Raw genomic sequence first — 15,393 nt, 5'->3', positions numbered from 1 at the left:
GCTCTGCGAGACGCACGCGTATGGATGGCGGACTGTGACGCATGGAACCTCTCAATCGATCTACGTACGCTGCAATTCTGTGGCGCCGGGGGCCCGTCTCCCACTTCGAACAGAGAGCGGCTATTCATGATCAAGGTCGGAATTGTCATCGCCAGTACCCGTCCGGGACGCGTCGGGGAGGACGTGGGCCGGTGGGTGCTCGACGTCGCCGAGCGGCATGGCGGCGCGGACTACGAGTTGGTCGACCTCAAGGACTACGACCTGCCGCACCTCGACGAGCCCGTGCCCGCCCTGATAGGCGGTTACAGCCAGCCGCACACGCGTCGCTGGGCCGAGAAGGTCAGCTCCCTGGACGCCTTCGTGTTTGTCACGCCCGAGTACAACCACAGTGTCCCGGGAGTGTTGAAGAACGCTCTCGACTTCCTGTACTCGGAGTGGAACGACAAGTCCGCGGGCTTCGTCGGCTACGGAATGGAGGGCGCCGGCCGCGCGATTGCACATCTGCGCAACACCATGGCCGCCATCGGCATCGCCGATGTACGCCATCACGCCGCCCTGCTGATGCACCACGACTTCGTCGACTTCAAGGAGCTCAAGCCGCAGCCCCACCAGGAGGACGCGGTGATCGCGATGCTTGACGACGTCGTCTCCTGGGGTACCGCCATGCGGACGGTGCGCGACAACTGACCACGCTCGACGCCTGGATGCCCCGGCAGGTTCCTGCCGGGGCATCCAGGCGTCGGTCATTGGCAGGTATCACCCCGGCGGACGGCGAAATCGCCGACCCTTGTGGAGTACCGCGATCTCGCGCGACCAGCGCGCCGCCCGGCTGCTGTTCCTGACCGCGGAAGGCCGGACGGGGCGGGCGGAGACCGGACCACTCGGCGTGTGAACCGTCGGATCCAGCACCGATCGCCGCCACGGGCAACCCGCTGTGCGGGCGGCTGAGTTCAGCCCCTGAGGGACGGATCCGGTTGCGTGGTGAGGGCCTGGAAATAGACGGCCTCCGGCTGCGCTCCGCCCAGGGCCGGCCCGCCGTCGAAGAGGACGAGAGGCACTGAGCCGATGCCGAGCGTGCGCACTCTGTCCAGTTCGGCGCGCAGGGCGGTGCCTCCGCCCTCACTGCGTACAACGCCGATCTCGTCGGCCAGCCGGGCGAGGGTGTGCGGATCACCGATGTTCGATCCATCCGTCAGGTAGGCGCGGAAGAGCCGCTCCGCCATGGCCTCGCCCAGGCCCTGCCCAGCCGCATCGGCGAGCAGCCGGTGCGCCTCGAACGTGTTGGTGTACACGGCCCGTTCGAAGTTCAGCCTCAGCCCGTCCTCGGCACCGAAGCCGGTGTCCCGGACGATGGCTCGGGCCTTCTCCTCGCCGAAGGCCTCCTTGTGGACCTCGAAGAGCGGCCTGCCGGTGGACGGGGTCTCAGGCGCGAGCTGGAAAGGGCGGAAGACGACCTCGACCTCCGCCCCGGAGTCGCGGAACCGCTTCGCCGCACGGGACCAGCGGGTTAAGGCAATGTACGAGTGGACGCAGATGAGATCGAGTACGAACTCGACTCGGCGTGGCGTCCGGGCAGTCAATTCCATGGTCAAGTCCTCCGGTTCCCAGAACAGTTCAGGTGACACCATTGTTGATCACTGCCTCGCGCGCCAGCAGACATTCCTCCAGAAATGCCAGCGCCCGCAAGTGATAGGTCCGGGCCGCCCAGCCGAGACTGATGTTGTGGCCCGCGTCGGGCTGGCGGGCCACCGTCACCTTCGGCGTGGCCAACAGATCCGTCAGCTCGGCCACCGCCTCGTCGTCGTGACGCCACCACTGTTCCTGTTCGGCGAAGGTGAAGCGCACCGGGGTGCGCACCCTGGCCGCGATGCCGGGCCAGAGCTGCGGCCACAACGGGCCTTCCTTTCCTTCCAGTCCCGGTACGGGAGCCAACAGCGAGCGGGCGAGCTGGAAGGCGCCCGGTGGATAGAACCGCGGCGCACCCCAGTGACGACGCCAGTCGCCCCGGCTCTCCGCGCAGGGCAACTGCGGTACCTCAACGGCGAACCGATGACCGAGCCCTGAGATGTCCAGCCCGAGCAGGGCGCGTCCGTGGTGGTCGGAGGCAGCGCCCAGTGCGAGCTTGCCGCCGTTGGAATGGGCCACGAGGAAGAAGCCGGCGCCGAGCTGGTTCCCGCGGGCGAAGTCGGCCAGTGCGGCGTGCAGGGTGGTTGTCTGTTCGGCCAGGGTCTGGCCTTCGGGCAGCAGGACGGAGGACGCCCCGTATCCTGGACGATCCACGGCGAGCACGGTGTAGCCCAGCTGCGCCCCGAGTGCCAGCAGGGACAGGCCGGGCTGGACCCTGCTGTCGAAGTAGCCGGCCCGCGTGCCTCCGCCGTGCACCGCCACCACCACCGCGCGTGGCGGCATGGTCCGGGGTTCGGCCAGCAGGCAGGAGATCGGTATGCCGTCGGCATCCAGGGTGATCCCGCGAACCCCCGGAGAACGAGTACTCAACAACTCAGCCATGCGATCGTCACTCCTGGTCCGGGAGCCCCTGCTGGGGGCTGTTGTTTCACGGCGGTGCGAGGCGTAGCCCCTTACCGGGGGTGCTGTCGCCGGTCCTGGCGGCACCGGATGGTCGCTGATCGAAGCGTGTCCGCCGACAGGCAGGGCTGCGTAAATGTGGCTGCCGGCTTCCGTTGCCTGGGCGCGTGACGGCCGCGTCACCTTCGACCAGCCGCTGCCAGGCGGCGAGCCCCCGCTGCGTGGCGGTGACCGTCGCCCGCGCTTGTGGATGCGACGTCGCCTGTCTGCCGGGCCTGTCGACGCGCCGGCCGGCCAAGTGCCGGGGCGCCCGGGAGAGATCCGCATCGCTGCGCTGCTGGAGGCCCACCCCCTCGCGAGGGTCCTGACCGCCATGCCCGAGGTCGCGGTCAGGACCGGTGCCCGCATCCTGGCCGAGGTGGGCGACGCCGGCGCGTTCGCCACCGCCGCCCACCTGACCTCCTGGCCTCCTGGCCTCCTGGCCTCCTGTGCGGGACCGACCCCCACCACGCGTCGTTCGGGAACCTCCAAGCCCTCCACCGTCCAGTGCCGGCCGGGCGGGCCCGACGGTCCCCACGGTGCTGCTCACCCGTCACCGCAGCTCAGGTCAGAGCCGAACGGCTGCCAGGCGCCAGATGGGGCGCGTCAGCCGTCCCGCTGTATCGAAGGTGAGCGTCCGGGTGTCCAGGCGGGGGAACTGCTCTCCTGCCTGCTTCTCGACATACTCCCTGGTGAACGCCGTGACATAGGTGTCGCGGTGCAGTTCGGCCAAGCGCCAGGCGGTCCCGGTGAAGGTGTTCCGCAGCTCGGCTTCGCCGATGCCATGCGGGTCCGGGAATTCGTCCTGGACCTCGTCGGAGAAACACAACAGGTGTAGGAGTGCGTTCGGCCGGCATACCTTCGGCAATGCTGCCGCGTACTCTGCGCGCTGCTGCCGTGCGAGTGAGTGGTAGAGACCGCTGTCCAGTACCGTGTCGAATTTCTGCGGCAGGTTGTCCAGCCGCATCGCGTCGGACTGTACGAACTCCACGTCGAAACCGAGTGCGTCGGCCCGCTGTTCGGCTTGGCGCAGTGCCGTGGCGGCGTAGTCGAAACCGGTGACCCGGTAACCGCGGCCGGCCAGGTACACGGCGTTGTCGCCGACCCCGCACCCGGCATCGAGCACGTCTCCGGAGAATGCTCCTGCATTCTCCAGTGCGACGACGGCCTGCTGGGGTTCGCCGATATCCCATGGCACGACGGCTTGTTTGTACTGCACCAGAGCCGGGCCCTGGTAGATCGATTCGAAGTCATATGGCTGATCCGTCCAGACAAACCTCCCGGGTGCGCGCGTCGATGCGCAGCGGGCCGCTGGTGATGACTTCCATCGTGCGTAGCTGCGGGCGGACCCGACGCATGACGGCCTCGATTCGGGCCAGTAACTCCAGGAAGCCATAGGGCTTGACCATGTAGTCGTCCGCTCCGGCCCGCAGACCGAGGACCCGGTCGAGTTCACTGCCGCGAGCGGTGACGGCGATGATGGGGGTGTCGGAGGAGGAGGCCCTGATTCCCTGACACACCTCGAGCCCGTCCAGATCGGGCAAGTCCAAGTCGAGCAGCAGCAGATCAGCGTGCCAGTGAGACTGGAGGGCCTTGGCGCCGGTGTCCACGCTCTCAGCTTCGTACCCGTGCCGGCGCAGGCCATTGACCAGACATTCGGCAGCAGGGGTCTTGCTCTCCACCACCAGCACGCGCAGCGTCGCGCGCATCCCTTCCGTGTCGCGGTCTTGGACTGCTGGCGTGACGGGAGTTCCCCGCCAGGAGAGTTGCCGCGACAGTATTCGGTGTTGGTAGCGATGGGCCGGCTTCTGCTGCTCCTGCACTTGGCGCGGTTTACAGACCGAGAGTTGACCAGCACTCGAGATTACAAACCGTCGCCCCGGTTTGTCAAAGAGTTAACTGTCCGGTGCACCCATGACCCAACACCGAAGGAGGGAATGCCCGACGCGAGGTGGTTCTCGACAGCCGAAGCACACTCCGAGCTGCGGAAACAGGATTCCCTTGACAAACCGGGCGAGCGCAGACAGCACAACGGGCCGCCCTCGCGGGGAAACCGGATTAAACCACACACCTGGAGCGATCAGTGAGACGTTTTCTGCCAATTTTTTAGCATATAACAGAACCTCAGGGACCGGCATTTACGCCATATTAACTCGACCGAAACTCGAGTTACAATTCAGCCACCTCGGGCACGCATCGGAATGACACGATCACGCAAAGTGGCACTGCGAGAGTAAAACCGGGAGTGCGGTCGGATACTCCGAGGAGATCGCCAAGGCGAAACCGCGGGTAGCGGCAGACGAGTCGGGCTGTACGCCGGGTTCTGTCGCCCGGTCGCCTCGCGGCGGCCGGGGAGACGGCCATCCATCTAGGGCCGGCGTTGCCGCCGGCCTCGTGCGGTCTACCCAAGGACTTGGGCGGGCAGCCCTCGAACGTCCTCGCAGGAGCGTCGTCCATATCCTTGGAGACGTTCCCTTTTGACCTTGCTCCGGGTGGGGTTTACCTAGCTGCCCAGGTCGCCCTGGGCACTGGTGGTCTCTTACACCACCGTTTCACCCTTACCGGGGGCCGGAGCCCTCGGCGGTCTGTTTTCTGTGGCACTGTCCCGCGGGTCACCCCGGGTGGCCGTTAGCCATCACCCTGCCCTGTGGAGCCCGGACGTTCCTCGGGGAGCGCCCCCGAAGGGGAGTCCACGCGGCCGTCCGCCCGGCTCGTCTGCCGTGTCGACCATGCTACCGGGCGTCCGCCCTGCCCCGGTCCAGTGGCCGTCGCCAGGACAGACCCCGCCAGGATCAGCGCGAAGGCGGCGAGGACGCCGGCCGTCAGCGGTTCGTCCAGGAACACGGCGCCCGCAGCCACCGCGACCGCCGGATTGACGTAGGTGAACACCGTGGCCCGGGTCGGCCCGACCTCCTTGATCAGCTCCAGGAACGCCACGAAGGCGAGGGCCGTGCAGACCATGCCCAGGACAGCCAGGGCCGCCAATACGTGTGCGGAGGGAAGTGTCGCCGGGCGGGTCACCACCGCCGCCGGGGCGTAGACCAGAGCCGCCAGCGCCAGGCACGGCGCCGTGAGGTGGAGCGACGGGACGTCCTTCAGATGGCGCGCCGCTATCAGCGGTGCCGTGGCGTAGCCGATCACCGTCAGCAGCACCTCCGCCAGCGACCGCGCGTCGCCGCCTGTCAGGTGCGGGACGGTCAGGACCGCGACGCCCGCCAGGCCCAGGGTCAGCCCCGTGAGCCGTCGGCCGCCCAGACTCTCCGTGCTGCCGAAGAAGCGGGCCAGGGCTAGCCCCACTATCGGCACCCCCGCGATCAGCAGGCCCGCCGTCGAGCTGGACAGGTGGCGTTCCGCGTCCGTCAGGGTCCACCACGGGCCGATGATCTCGATGACCGCGAAGGCCAGCATCGGGCGCCAGTGCGTTCGTATGGTGCGCGGGAGGCCGCCCTGGCGGATCGCGAAGGGGAGGAGGAGTGCCGCGCCCAGCAGACACCGCGTGAACACCACCGTCGACGGCGACAGGTCCGCCTCCACCGCCACCTTGATCAGCAGATACGGGATGCCCCAGACCACTCCCATCAGGGAGAACAACAACCAGCCGCGTGCAGTCATGCGGGCAGTGTCGGCCGGCTCAGCGTCCGCCGTCTTGAACGCTGTTGCGGTACGCCGCCGGGGTCACCCCCAGCACCCGCCGGAACCAGCGGGTCAGATGCGCCTGGTCGGCGAAGCCGACGAGGGACGCGACTTCGGCGGGCCGCAATCCGGTCTCCAGCAGACCCCTGGCCCGTGTCACGCGGTACTGGGCCAGCCAGGCGTACGGGGGTATCCCGACCGTCGTACGGAAGGCGCGCAGGAGCTGGTAGCGGGACAGGCCCAGGTCGGCGGCGAGGTCGGCGAGGGAGGGCGGGGTGGTGAGTTCGTCGGCCAGGCGGGTCCGTACGGCGTGGGCGATGTGGTCCGCGCCGGGGACGCTGTCGGTGGTCGGGCGGGCCGTGGAGTGGCGGCGGGCCAGCGCGGTGAGCAGCCAGGGGAGGCGGGACTCGGCCTCCAAGGGGTCCGGGCAGGTGCTCAGGTCGGTGTGTGCGGCGCGGAAGGCGGCGGCCAGTTCGGGGTCGTCGAGCAGCGGCTCGCGGAAGTAGGGGAAGCCGCCTGTGGTGCCGTCCGTGAGGAGGGAGGTGCTGGCGTACAGGGCTCGGTAGGCGTAGCCGTCGGCGGTGTCCGGGCCGCCGGTGTGCATCTCTCCGGGGTCCAGTACGACGATGGAACCGAGGCGGGGGCGGAGGCGGCCGCCCCGGTAGTCGATGACCTCGGAGCCGCCGACGCACAGGCCGACGGTGAACTCGTCGTGGGCGTGGGGGGCGTAGACGTGTCGGTCGAAGCGGGCGGTGAGGAGGTCAAGGGCGGGGCCGCAGCGGCCGAGCCTTGCTCTGGTCCACAGCGCCTGTTCCCGTGTGCCCCCGGCTGTCGTCACGGCTCCAGGTTAGTTCGGGGGCGTCAGAGGAAGTCGGTCGTGTCCAGTTCGAACGCGAAGGGCTCGGGGAGGGCCACCGGCTTGCCCAGCGGGAGGGTGCAGTGCTGGCGGTAGTCGTCCTTCTCCGGGTCACTGAACAGCGTGATCGACGAGGTGTCGCGGTCGACGAGGAGGTAGAGGGGGATGCCACCGCGGGCGTAGCAGCGGCGTTTGGCCTCGCGGTCGGCCCTAGGTTTCGTCGACGTCACTTCCATCACCATGGCAACGCCGTCACAAGGCATCCATGAGCCTGCGCTCGCGAAGACGTCCAGCTCAAGGGGAGCAAATGTGACATCCGGGATCACGTGGTTCTTCGGGCAGGCTTCCCCGCTCTTCAGCTTCAGCCCCTTGTTCCCGGAAAAATCCATGTCGGTCCGGGACCGCCTGTTCACTTGCCGCACAATCCGGCTGATGTAGCGCTCGTGTTCCCCGTCCGGCGGCGGCGTCACAATGATCTCCCCCTCGATCAGTTCTGCCCGGAAACCCTCCGGGGTGTCGAGGGCTAGAAAGCCCTCCAGCAGAACCTCTTCCCGCGTGAGCGGCTCATGGGCCATGGCAGTCATGTCACGCCCCTCCTTCGGTCGCTCGCCAGACTGGGACATCGGCTGATCACCTGTCCATGAGATCGGGAACCGTTCCCTCGATCGTGGCACACGATCGCGCCTGAAGTCCGGCTCACACGGGAGCGAACCGCACCCCCGCCACCCCCAGATCCGCCCGCGTCAACCGAACCCGCAACCGCTCCCCCAGTGGCAACGGAACCCCATCGCCCTCGATCCGCGCGACCACCGCCGGAGACTCCAACTGCACCGTCCCGACCGTGGGTTTGCGCTCCTCCACATCCACCACGCACCCCTCGAAGACCTCCCCCACCCGGTCCGCGAGCAGTGCCGCCTCGACGATGTCCACGCACCCCCTCTCCACCGTGCCCGCGCGTTTCCCACCCTCCGCCATCTCCTGGGGAAGCGCGTCCAGGGCCGCCAACACCCAGTCGGGCGGCGGCTGTTCGGCGACGGCGGCGAGGCAGAGTTCCGAGGCGTAGCGGTCGGCGAGGCGGCGCAGGGGGGCCGTGCAGTGGGCGTACGGGGCGGCTACGGCCGAGTGGGTCGTGATGTCCGGGAGGTCGCCGTCGCGGAAGACCGTGTAGCCGGCGCCTCGTAGCAGGGTCGTGCACTCCTGGAGGAAGGCCGCGTGGTGGGGGCGGTGCGGGTCCAGGGAGCGGATCAGTGCCGCGTACGAGACGTGGTGCGGCCAGGCGATGTGCAGGGCTTGCGCGGTGCGGCGCAGGCGGCCGACGGCGCCGTCGGGGGCGGCGGGGAGAGTGCGGAGTACTCCCGTGCCGTGCGTCAGCATCAGCTCGGCCGCCGCCATGCCTGTGAGGAGGGAGAGCTGGGCGTTCCAGCCTTCGGCGGGCAGCGGTGCGCGGTAGGTGAGTGAGTACGTGTGAGCGTCCTCGTCCTCGACGATCTCCTGCTCGGGGACGTTGAGGGAGATTCCGCCGCGTTCGACTTCCAGGCGTTCCCTCGCCTCGCCGATTTCCTTGAGGAGGGTCAGGGGCTCCTCCGCCGTCCCGGCGTCCAGTTGTCGCTGCACGCCCTCGTAGTCGAGTTTGGCGCGACTGCGGACAAGGGCCCGGTGGACGTCCACGGCGACCGTGCGGCCGTCCGTGTCGAGGTCGATCGTCCAGAGGGCGGCCGGGCGGGTCCTGTCGGGGAGGAGGCTCGCCGCGTCCTCGCTGAGTACCGGCGGGTGGAGCGGGGTCTTCTCGTCCGGGAAGTAGAGGGTGGTGACCCGGCGGTGTGTCTCCCTGTCCAGCACTCCGCCCGGTACGACGAATGCCGCCACGTCCGCGATGGCGTACCGGACGCGGAAGCCGCCGCCCGGGCGGCGCGAGAGGTGCATCGCCTGGTCCAGGTCCGTGGAGGTGGGCGGGTCGATGGTGAGGAAGGGAATGTCCGTGGCGTCCGTCTCCGGGAGGGCGGGGGCCTTCGCCGCCCTGTCCGCTTCCGCCAGTACCGCGGGCGGGAAGCTCTCGGGGACGCCTGGTTCGGTGCGTAGCGCGGTGAGGGCGGCCCGGAGGGGGGCTTCGGGGGCGCCGGTCACGCGTATGTGGCGGCGGGGCATGGAACGAGCGTAGGCACAATCCGGCCGACCCGCCTCACCACGTAATCTGACGCGGGTCGACCCCGCGTACCCGTTTGGAGAACTCACCGTGCTTGTCCTGCTGCCTCCCTCCGAAGGCAAGGCCGCTTCGGGGCGCGGTGCCCCGTTGAAGCTGGAGTCGCTGTCCCTGCCGGGGCTCACGGGTGCTCGTGAGGCCGTGCTCGGGGAGCTCGTCGAGCTGTGCGTCGGGGACGAGGACAAGGCTCGTGAGGTGCTGGGGCTGAGCGAGGGACTGCGGGGTGAGGTCGCCAAGAACGTCGACCTGCTTACCGCCGGAGCGCGGCCTGCCGGGCAGGTCTACACGGGGGTGCTGTACGACGCCCTCGACCTCGCCTCTCTCGACGCCGCCGCGAAGAAGCGGGCCGCGCGTTCGTTGCTCGTGTTCTCGGGGCTGTGGGGCGCCGTACGGGTCACGGACCGTATCCCCTCCTACCGTTGCTCGATGGGCGTGAAGCTGCCCGGGCTCGGCTCGCTGGCCGCGCACTGGCGTGCCCCGATGGCCGCCGCCCTTCCCGAGGCGGCCGGCGACGGGCTCGTTCTCGATCTGCGCTCCTCCGCCTATACGGCGGCCTGGAAACCCAAGGGTGAGGTTGCCGGGCGGACTGCGACCGTACGGGTGCTGCATGCGCCTACCCGCAAAGTCGTCAGCCACTTCAACAAGGCGACCAAGGGGCGGATCGTGCGGAGTCTGGTGAGTGCGGGTGCGGCGCCCTCCGGGCCGGGGGAGCTGGTGGAGGCGTTGCGGGATCTCGGGTATGTGGTGGAGGTTGAGGCGCCGAGGGGGTCTGGGGCGGCTTGGGGGTTGGATGTGCTGGTGGACGAGATTCACTGAGGAGGCGCTCCGCTGGTGGGGGCGCGTTGTGTCGTCTGTCGGCTGCGGCGCCGTCGTGGCTTGTCGCGCAGTTCCTCGCGCCCCTGTAGCGCGCTCCATTGCGACATATGCAACGACCTTTGCATGTACCGCAAGAGCCGGGCAGGATGAGGCGCATGCCGAGCTTCTCCGCGCCCTCTCCCTCCGTTCTCGATCTCGCCCCCGTCGTTCCCGTGGTCGTTGTCGAGGACCTGGCCGATGCCGTGCCGCTTGCTCGGGCGCTCGTCGCCGGGGGGCTGCCGGCTATCGAGGTCACCCTGCGTACTCCCGTCGCGCTCGACGCCATCCGGGCCATCGCCGATTCCGTGCCGGACGCGGTGGTCGGCGTCGGCACCCTCACCTCGCCGGCCCAGGTGTCCGACGCCCTCGCCGCCGGGGCCCGCTTCCTCGTCAGCCCGGGGTGGACCGACGTACTGCTGCAGTCGATGCAGGCGTCAGGTGTGCCGTTCCTGCCGGGGGTGTCGACGTGCTCCGAAGTCGTCGCACTGTTGGAGCGCGGCGTGCGGGAGATGAAGTTCTTTCCGGCGGAGGCGGCGGGCGGGACCGCCTATCTGAAGTCGCTGTCCGGGCCGCTCCCCCAGGCCCGGTTCTGTCCCACCGGGGGGATCAGCCCCGCGAACGCGCCCAAGTATCTCGCGCTGCCCAACGTCGGCTGCGTGGGCGGGAGTTGGATGCTCCCGGCGGATGCCATCACCGCGCACGACTGGGATCGGGTCGAGGCACTGGCCCGCGAGGCGTCCGCTCTCACATAGGCAGCGGCGCTCGGTGCGTGTTTTCGTGTCGTGATCTTCTTCATGGACGCGATCACATCATCGCGCGGCTCTGCCACAAGCTCAGACTCAGCGCAGGTGGGACGTGTCGTTGAAGAGCCGTACGCTCGCGTTGCCGTCCGCGTAGTACGCCACCGCCGAGAGGGAAGCGGCCGACAGCTCCATGCGGAACAGGGACTTGGCCGGGGCGCCCAGGGCCAGGCGGACGAGGGTCTTGATCGGGGTCACGTGGGTGACCAGCAGGACCGTACGGCCCGCGTGGGCCGCGATCAGCTTGTCGCGGGTGACGGCCATCCGGCGTGCGGTCGCCGCGAAGCTCTCGCCGCCGCCCGTCGGTTCGGCCTTCGGGTCGGCCAGCCAGGCGTTCATGTCGTCCGGGTAGCGCTCGCGCACCTCGCCGAACGTCAGCCCCTCCCACGCGCCGAAGTCCGTCTCGCGCAGGCCTTCGTCGATGGTCACGTCGAGGCCGAGTCGGGCGGCGACAGCGGCCGCGGTCTCCCGGGTGCGGGTCAGGGGGGAGGCGATGATCGCCTCGATCGTGCCGCGCCGGGCCAGGGAGGCGGCCACCCGCTCGGCCTGGTCCCGGCCCACGTCCGAGAGGGACGGGTCCGTTCCACCGCTGCCCGAGAAGCGCTTCTGGGGGGTGAGGAGGGTCTCGCCGTGGCGCAGGAGTACGAACGTCGCGGGCGGGCCGAGGTCCGCGGGCGCCGACCAGCCGACGGCCACCTTCGTGGCGGCGCCGGTGTCGGTGTCGGTGTCGGCCGCTGTAGCGCTGAGGCCTGCGTCCAGCTCCGCCGTCGACGTGGACGCCGACCACTGTTCGCCGCGCTTGCCCGCGTCCATCGCCTCGTTCGCCAGGCGGTCCGCGTGCTTGTTCTTCTCGCGCGGGATCCACTCGTACGTCACCTGCTCGGCGACCGGGAACACCCGGGCCGCCTCCGCCGCCAGCGGCTTCATGTCCGGGTGCTTGATCTTCCAGCGGCCCGACATCTGCTCGACGACCAGCTTGGAGTCCATGCGGACGTGGACGGTGGCGGCCGGGTCCAGTTCGCGGGCCGCGCGCAGGCCGGCGACCAGGCCCCGGTACTCGGCGACGTTGTTCGTGGCGATGCCGATGTACTCGGCCGCCTCCGCCAGCGTCTCGCCCGTGGTCGCGTCGATGACGACGGACCCGTAGCCCGCGGGCCCCGGGTTGCCCCGGGAACCGCCGTCGGCCTCGACGATGAACTCCCGCACGCCACAAGCTCCTTGCCGAACTAGCTGAACCAGCAGAACCAGCAGAACCAGCTGAACAGGACTGCTATCGGTCTACAGACCCGACTCCGACGTGCGGACCAGGATGCGGCGGCAGTTCTCGCAGCGCAGTACGGCGTTGCGGGGGGCCGCCTTCACCTCGTTGACCTCGGTGATGTTCAGCTCCAGGCGGCAGCCCTCGCAGCGGCGCTGGAAGAGGCGGGCGGCGCCGACTCCGCCCTGCTGCTGGCGCAGCTTGTCGTACAGCTTGAGGAGGTCGTCGGGCAGCGCACCCGAGATGACCTCGCGCTCCTTCGTCGCCGTGGCCACCTCGCCGGCGAGGGACTCGTACGCCGCCTCGCGCCGCGCGGTCGCGTCGTCGATCTTGCCCTGGACGGCGCCGACCCGCTCGGTCAGCTCGGCGACGCGCTCCTGCGCGGACTCACGGCGCTCCATGACCTCCAGGACGATGTCCTCCAGGTCGCCCTGCCGCTTGGCGAGGGAGACGATCTCGCGCTGGAGGTTCTCCAGGTCCTTCGACGAGCTGACGGCACCGGAGTCCAGGCGCTGCTGGTCGCGGGTGGCGCGCTGGCGCACCTGGTCCACGTCCTGCTCGGCCTTGATCTGCTCGCGGCCGCAGTCGCTCTCCTCGGTCGTCGCGGCCACCAGCAGGTCGCGCAGCTGCGTGAGGTCCTTGGTCAGCGACTCGATCTCGGCGTGCTCGGGCAGCGACTTGCGCTTGTGCGCGAGCTGCTGGAGGCGTACGTCGAGGGCCTGGACGTCGAGAAGTCGGATCTGGTCGGCGGGCTCGGCGTTCAGTTGGGGGCTCCCAGTGCTTCAGAGGTGGTGGTGGTGGACGCCGCGTGGGCCGTCCAGGGGTCGGTGACCGCGGCGGAGACGTGGACCCTCAGGCCCCATCCGTTCCGGTCGGAGATCTCGTCCAGCTGCGCGGCGGCCAGCTCGCACCAGGGCCACTCGGTGGCCCAGTGCGCCGCGTCGAGCAGCGCGAGGGGACTGTGAGCGCGCGCTTCCGAGGCCGGGTGGTGGCGCAGGTCCGCGGTGAGGAAGGCGTCCACACCGGCCGCGCGTACGTCGTCGAAGAGGCTGTCGCCTGAGCCGCCGCTGACGGCGACCGTGCGGACGAGGGCCTCGGGGTCGCCTGCGACCCGGATGCCCTGCGCGGTCGCGGGCAGCCGTTCGGCGGCGCGGGCGGCGAACTCGCGGACGGTCAGCGGGTGGTCCAGCTCGCAGACCCGGCCGAGGCCGCGTCGGCCGGCGGGGTCTGTGGGGTCCGGTACGAGCGGTCGTACGACCCGCAGGTCGAGGGCGCCGGCGAGGGCGTCGCTGACTCCCGGGTCGGCGCGGTCGGCGTTGGTGTGGGCGACGTGGAGGGCGATGTCGTGCTTGATGAGGGTGTGCACGACCCGGCCCTTGAAGGTGTCCGCCGCGACCGTGGTCGTACCGCGCAGGTAGAGCGGGTGGTGGGTGACCAGCAGATCGGCGCCCAGCTTCACCGCCTCGTCGACGATGTCCTGGACGGGATCCACGGCGAACAGCACCCGGGAGACCTCCTGGTCGGGGTCCCCGCAGACGGTGCCGACCGCGTCCCAGCTCTCGGCCCGCTCGGGGGGCCAGAGGGCGTCGAGGGCGGCGATGACTTCAGACAGACGGGGCACGAACGCAAGGCTACCTGGCCCCCCTCTGCGCCTGAACCGGCGCCGCTCTCGCGGAGGTGGTCACTCGCCGTCGTGGTTCCTCAATTATTGATCGCGGCAGTATTCGCAAGAGAGTTCGCGGCCGCCCGCTTGAGCCCCGGCCAGCACATGCGCCACCGTTTCCTCAGGCGAATCGTTACTTTGCCATCCTTATGTGTGAAATGGCCGCCAGCCGATCCCATGTCTGCACGGGCGAAACTACTTTCGTCGCCGGAGGTGACCGATCGATGACGGCCTGTGCGATCGAACCCACGGTGGTGTCCCCGCGTGCGGAGTGCGCGATCACGGCGGACGGTGCCTACGCGGCCCGGCTCGCCCGCAGCGGCGACTCCTGGTTCCCGGAGCGCTGGACGCTCGACGGGCCCGAGCCGTACGCCGTGCCGCTGCCCGGCAACCAGCCCGAGGAGCCCGGCACGCAGGTGCTGCCGATGAGCGACGGGCGCGTCCTCATCCACCGCCCGATCGACGGCCGCCACACCTTCGCGCTGCTCTACCCGACCGGCCCCGGCACCGGCGAACTCCCCCTCGGCGCCGTCGAGTGCCCCGACGCCGGGACCCCCCTGCGGCTGCTGCCCCCGGCTCCGGGCGGCGACCGTGCGTACGCCCTCGCCCTGGGCCGGCGTTCGACGACGGTGTGGCTGGTGGCGGGCGGCGCCTACGGGCCCGAGTACGTCGCGGAGGTCCCCGGCCGCTGCTCGGGCGGGGCCTGGCTGGACCGGACGGGGCGGCTGCTCGCCCTGGACCGGGAGGTCGGAGGGTGCACGAAGGCGGTCGTGGTCGACCTGGAGCGCGACGGCGAGGTGTCGCCGCTGCTCCAGATCTCGGCGGAGAGCAACGACCGGCTGCTGCTCGCGGACGCGGACAGCGGGCTGCTGCTGATCGGCTCGGACGCGCCCTCGCCCGGCGGGCAGGAACGGTTGGGCTGGGGAGTGCTCGGCAGCACCCTGCCGGTGCGTTTCCCGGAGTGCCTGCGGATCGACGGGTGCGCGCTCACGCCGTTCGCGATCCAGCCGGGGCAGGTGCTGACGCCGGAGAGCTGTGGGGTGGCGTTGCGCGTCGAGGGTTCGGCGGGGAACTGGGTGGGAGTGTGGCGGCCCGCCGCGCGACAGGTGCGGCACTTTTCGGCGCCGGAGGGGTGGCTGCCGGGGGTTGGGCTGTGGAGCAGGGACGGGGAGCTTCAACTGCCGTACGCGACGGGGGAGGTGCCGTGCGGGGTGGCTCGGGTGCGGGCCGAGGAGGCTGAGGGGTGCGAGGAGGGTGGGGAGGGTAGGGCTTCGGAGTCGGGGGCGGGGAATGGGACCTGGGCTGGGACTTGGGCTGGGGCTGAGGCTGAGACCGGGGCTCGGATTACCGGTCCGGAATCGGCCCCTCCTGCGCCTGTCGCCGTGGCCCGGCCCGTGCCGTTGCAGCAGGCTCCGTTGGGGCGGCTCGTGACGAAGATCGGGAAGCCCGGTAACGAATTGACGAAGCTTGTAACGAACTAGTTCCGGTCGGTGTGTGCGGCTCGTGTCGCCCCGAGGCACGCCGGTTAAGATCACCCGGCTGTTAGAAGGATCATGTTGACGG

Annotated in this window: 14 protein-coding genes, 1 other RNA gene and 2 pseudogenes; 5 read left to right on the top strand and 12 right to left on the bottom strand. The window is 69.8% G+C overall.

Annotated features, from left to right (window positions below; genetic code table 11):
* Window positions 1-126: 126 nt before the first annotated feature.
* Window positions 127-687, top strand: coding sequence for an NADPH-dependent FMN reductase (locus OG734_RS35185; protein ID WP_330291455.1), 561 nt, complete (start codon window positions 127-129; stop codon window positions 685-687).
* 263 nt (window positions 688-950) lie between these two features.
* Here OG734_RS35185 and OG734_RS35180 read toward each other — a convergent pair whose 3' ends face one another.
* Both OG734_RS35180 and OG734_RS35175 read right to left on the bottom strand, forming a co-directional pair.
* Window positions 951-1,586 carry a DsbA family oxidoreductase gene (locus tag OG734_RS35180; protein ID WP_330291454.1) on the bottom strand — a complete coding sequence of 212 codons (636 nt, stop codon included), beginning with the start codon at window positions 1,584-1,586 and terminating at the stop codon, window positions 951-953.
* Between the two features lie 28 nt (window positions 1,587-1,614).
* Complete coding sequence (locus OG734_RS35175; RefSeq protein WP_330291453.1) at window positions 1,615-2,508, bottom strand: alpha/beta hydrolase; 894 nt, start codon at window positions 2,506-2,508, stop codon at window positions 1,615-1,617.
* Window positions 2,509-2,662: 154 nt separating this feature from the next.
* Here OG734_RS35175 and OG734_RS48120 point away from each other — a divergent pair.
* Window positions 2,663-3,049 (top strand): annotated as a pseudogene (locus OG734_RS48120) (hypothetical protein); the annotation flags it as partial.
* A gap of 84 nt (window positions 3,050-3,133) precedes the next feature.
* On the opposite strand, the gene OG734_RS35165 reads toward OG734_RS48120, so the two are convergent.
* From OG734_RS35165 to OG734_RS35140, 7 genes and pseudogenes are all read right to left on the bottom strand, one after another.
* Window positions 3,134-3,784 carry a class I SAM-dependent methyltransferase gene (locus tag OG734_RS35165; RefSeq protein WP_330291452.1) on the bottom strand — a complete coding sequence of 217 codons (651 nt, stop codon included), beginning with the start codon at window positions 3,782-3,784 and terminating at the stop codon, window positions 3,134-3,136.
* Between the two features lie 31 nt (window positions 3,785-3,815).
* Window positions 3,816-4,388, bottom strand: a complete 573-nt coding sequence (locus OG734_RS35160; RefSeq protein WP_443064978.1) for a response regulator transcription factor — start codon at window positions 4,386-4,388, stop codon at window positions 3,816-3,818.
* 473 nt (window positions 4,389-4,861) lie between these two features.
* An RNA gene (gene rnpB, locus OG734_RS35155) (RNase P RNA component class A) lies at window positions 4,862-5,279 on the bottom strand.
* A gap of 67 nt (window positions 5,280-5,346) precedes the next feature.
* Window positions 5,347-6,177: pseudogene (locus OG734_RS48115) on the bottom strand (DMT family transporter); the annotation flags it as partial.
* Window positions 6,178-6,196: 19 nt separating this feature from the next.
* On the bottom strand, window positions 6,197-7,036 hold the full coding sequence (locus OG734_RS35150) for an AraC family transcriptional regulator (protein ID WP_330291451.1): 840 nt from the start codon (window positions 7,034-7,036) through the stop codon (window positions 6,197-6,199).
* Window positions 7,037-7,059: 23 nt separating this feature from the next.
* The gene (locus tag OG734_RS35145; RefSeq protein ID WP_330291450.1) at window positions 7,060-7,638 is read right to left on the bottom strand and encodes a Uma2 family endonuclease; all 579 of its coding nucleotides are present in this window, start codon (window positions 7,636-7,638) and stop codon (window positions 7,060-7,062) included.
* Between the two features lie 112 nt (window positions 7,639-7,750).
* Window positions 7,751-9,199 carry an RNB domain-containing ribonuclease gene (locus OG734_RS35140; RefSeq protein ID WP_330291449.1) on the bottom strand — a complete coding sequence of 483 codons (1,449 nt, stop codon included), beginning with the start codon at window positions 9,197-9,199 and terminating at the stop codon, window positions 7,751-7,753.
* An 88-nt stretch (window positions 9,200-9,287) separates the two neighbouring features.
* On the opposite strand from OG734_RS35140, the gene yaaA reads away from it, so the two are divergent.
* Complete coding sequence (yaaA, locus tag OG734_RS35135; RefSeq protein WP_330291448.1) at window positions 9,288-10,070, top strand: peroxide stress protein YaaA; 783 nt, start codon at window positions 9,288-9,290, stop codon at window positions 10,068-10,070.
* 155 nt (window positions 10,071-10,225) lie between these two features.
* Window positions 10,226-10,861, top strand: coding sequence for a bifunctional 4-hydroxy-2-oxoglutarate aldolase/2-dehydro-3-deoxy-phosphogluconate aldolase (eda, locus tag OG734_RS35130; RefSeq protein ID WP_330291447.1), 636 nt, complete (start codon window positions 10,226-10,228; stop codon window positions 10,859-10,861).
* 87 nt (window positions 10,862-10,948) lie between these two features.
* On the opposite strand, the gene OG734_RS35125 is transcribed toward eda, so the two are convergent.
* The 3 genes from OG734_RS35125 to OG734_RS35115 all read right to left on the bottom strand — a co-directional run bounded on the left by OG734_RS35125 (window position 10,949) and on the right by OG734_RS35115 (window position 13,788).
* Entirely contained in the window at window positions 10,949-12,115 is a 1,167-nt protein-coding gene (locus tag OG734_RS35125; protein WP_330291446.1) for a bifunctional RNase H/acid phosphatase, read from the bottom strand.
* A gap of 72 nt (window positions 12,116-12,187) precedes the next feature.
* The gene (locus OG734_RS35120) at window positions 12,188-12,931 is read right to left on the bottom strand and encodes a zinc ribbon domain-containing protein (RefSeq protein ID WP_330293909.1); all 744 of its coding nucleotides are present in this window, start codon (window positions 12,929-12,931) and stop codon (window positions 12,188-12,190) included.
* On the bottom strand, window positions 12,928-13,788 hold the full coding sequence (locus tag OG734_RS35115; RefSeq protein ID WP_330291445.1) for a Nif3-like dinuclear metal center hexameric protein: 861 nt from the start codon (window positions 13,786-13,788) through the stop codon (window positions 12,928-12,930). The genes OG734_RS35120 and OG734_RS35115 overlap by 4 nt, the downstream gene beginning before the upstream one ends.
* 266 nt (window positions 13,789-14,054) lie before the next feature.
* Here OG734_RS35115 and OG734_RS35110 point away from each other — a divergent pair, with 266 nt between their 5' ends.
* Entirely contained in the window at window positions 14,055-15,311 is a 1,257-nt protein-coding gene (locus tag OG734_RS35110) for a hypothetical protein (protein WP_330291444.1), read from the top strand.
* Window positions 15,312-15,393: the final 82 nt, after the last annotated feature.

The organism is Streptomyces sp. NBC_00576, assembly GCF_036345175.1.
GTDB lineage: Bacteria > Actinomycetota > Actinomycetes > Streptomycetales > Streptomycetaceae > Streptomyces.
The sequence above is the reverse complement of the archived record's forward strand: the minus strand, read 5'-3'. Positions and strand labels throughout refer to the sequence as shown.

What these genes read in the sequence shown, in the direction of transcription:
- OG734_RS35185 (WP_330291455.1), top strand. Translation starts at nt 127, where the DNA reads ATGATCAAGGTCGGAATTGTCATCGCCAGTACCCGTCCGGGACGCGTC.
- eda (WP_330291447.1), top strand. Translation starts at nt 10,226, where the DNA reads ATGCCGAGCTTCTCCGCGCCCTCTCCCTCCGTTCTCGATCTCGCCCCC.
- OG734_RS35140 (WP_330291449.1), bottom strand. Translation starts at nt 9,199, where the DNA reads ATGCCCCGCCGCCACATACGCGTGACCGGCGCCCCCGAAGCCCCCCTC.
- OG734_RS35175 (WP_330291453.1), bottom strand. Translation starts at nt 2,508, where the DNA reads ATGGCTGAGTTGTTGAGTACTCGTTCTCCGGGGGTTCGCGGGATCACC.
- OG734_RS35180 (WP_330291454.1), bottom strand. Translation starts at nt 1,586, where the DNA reads ATGGAATTGACTGCCCGGACGCCACGCCGAGTCGAGTTCGTACTCGAT.
- OG734_RS35110 (WP_330291444.1), top strand. Translation starts at nt 14,055, where the DNA reads ATGACGGCCTGTGCGATCGAACCCACGGTGGTGTCCCCGCGTGCGGAG.
- OG734_RS35145 (WP_330291450.1), bottom strand. Translation starts at nt 7,638, where the DNA reads ATGACTGCCATGGCCCATGAGCCGCTCACGCGGGAAGAGGTTCTGCTG.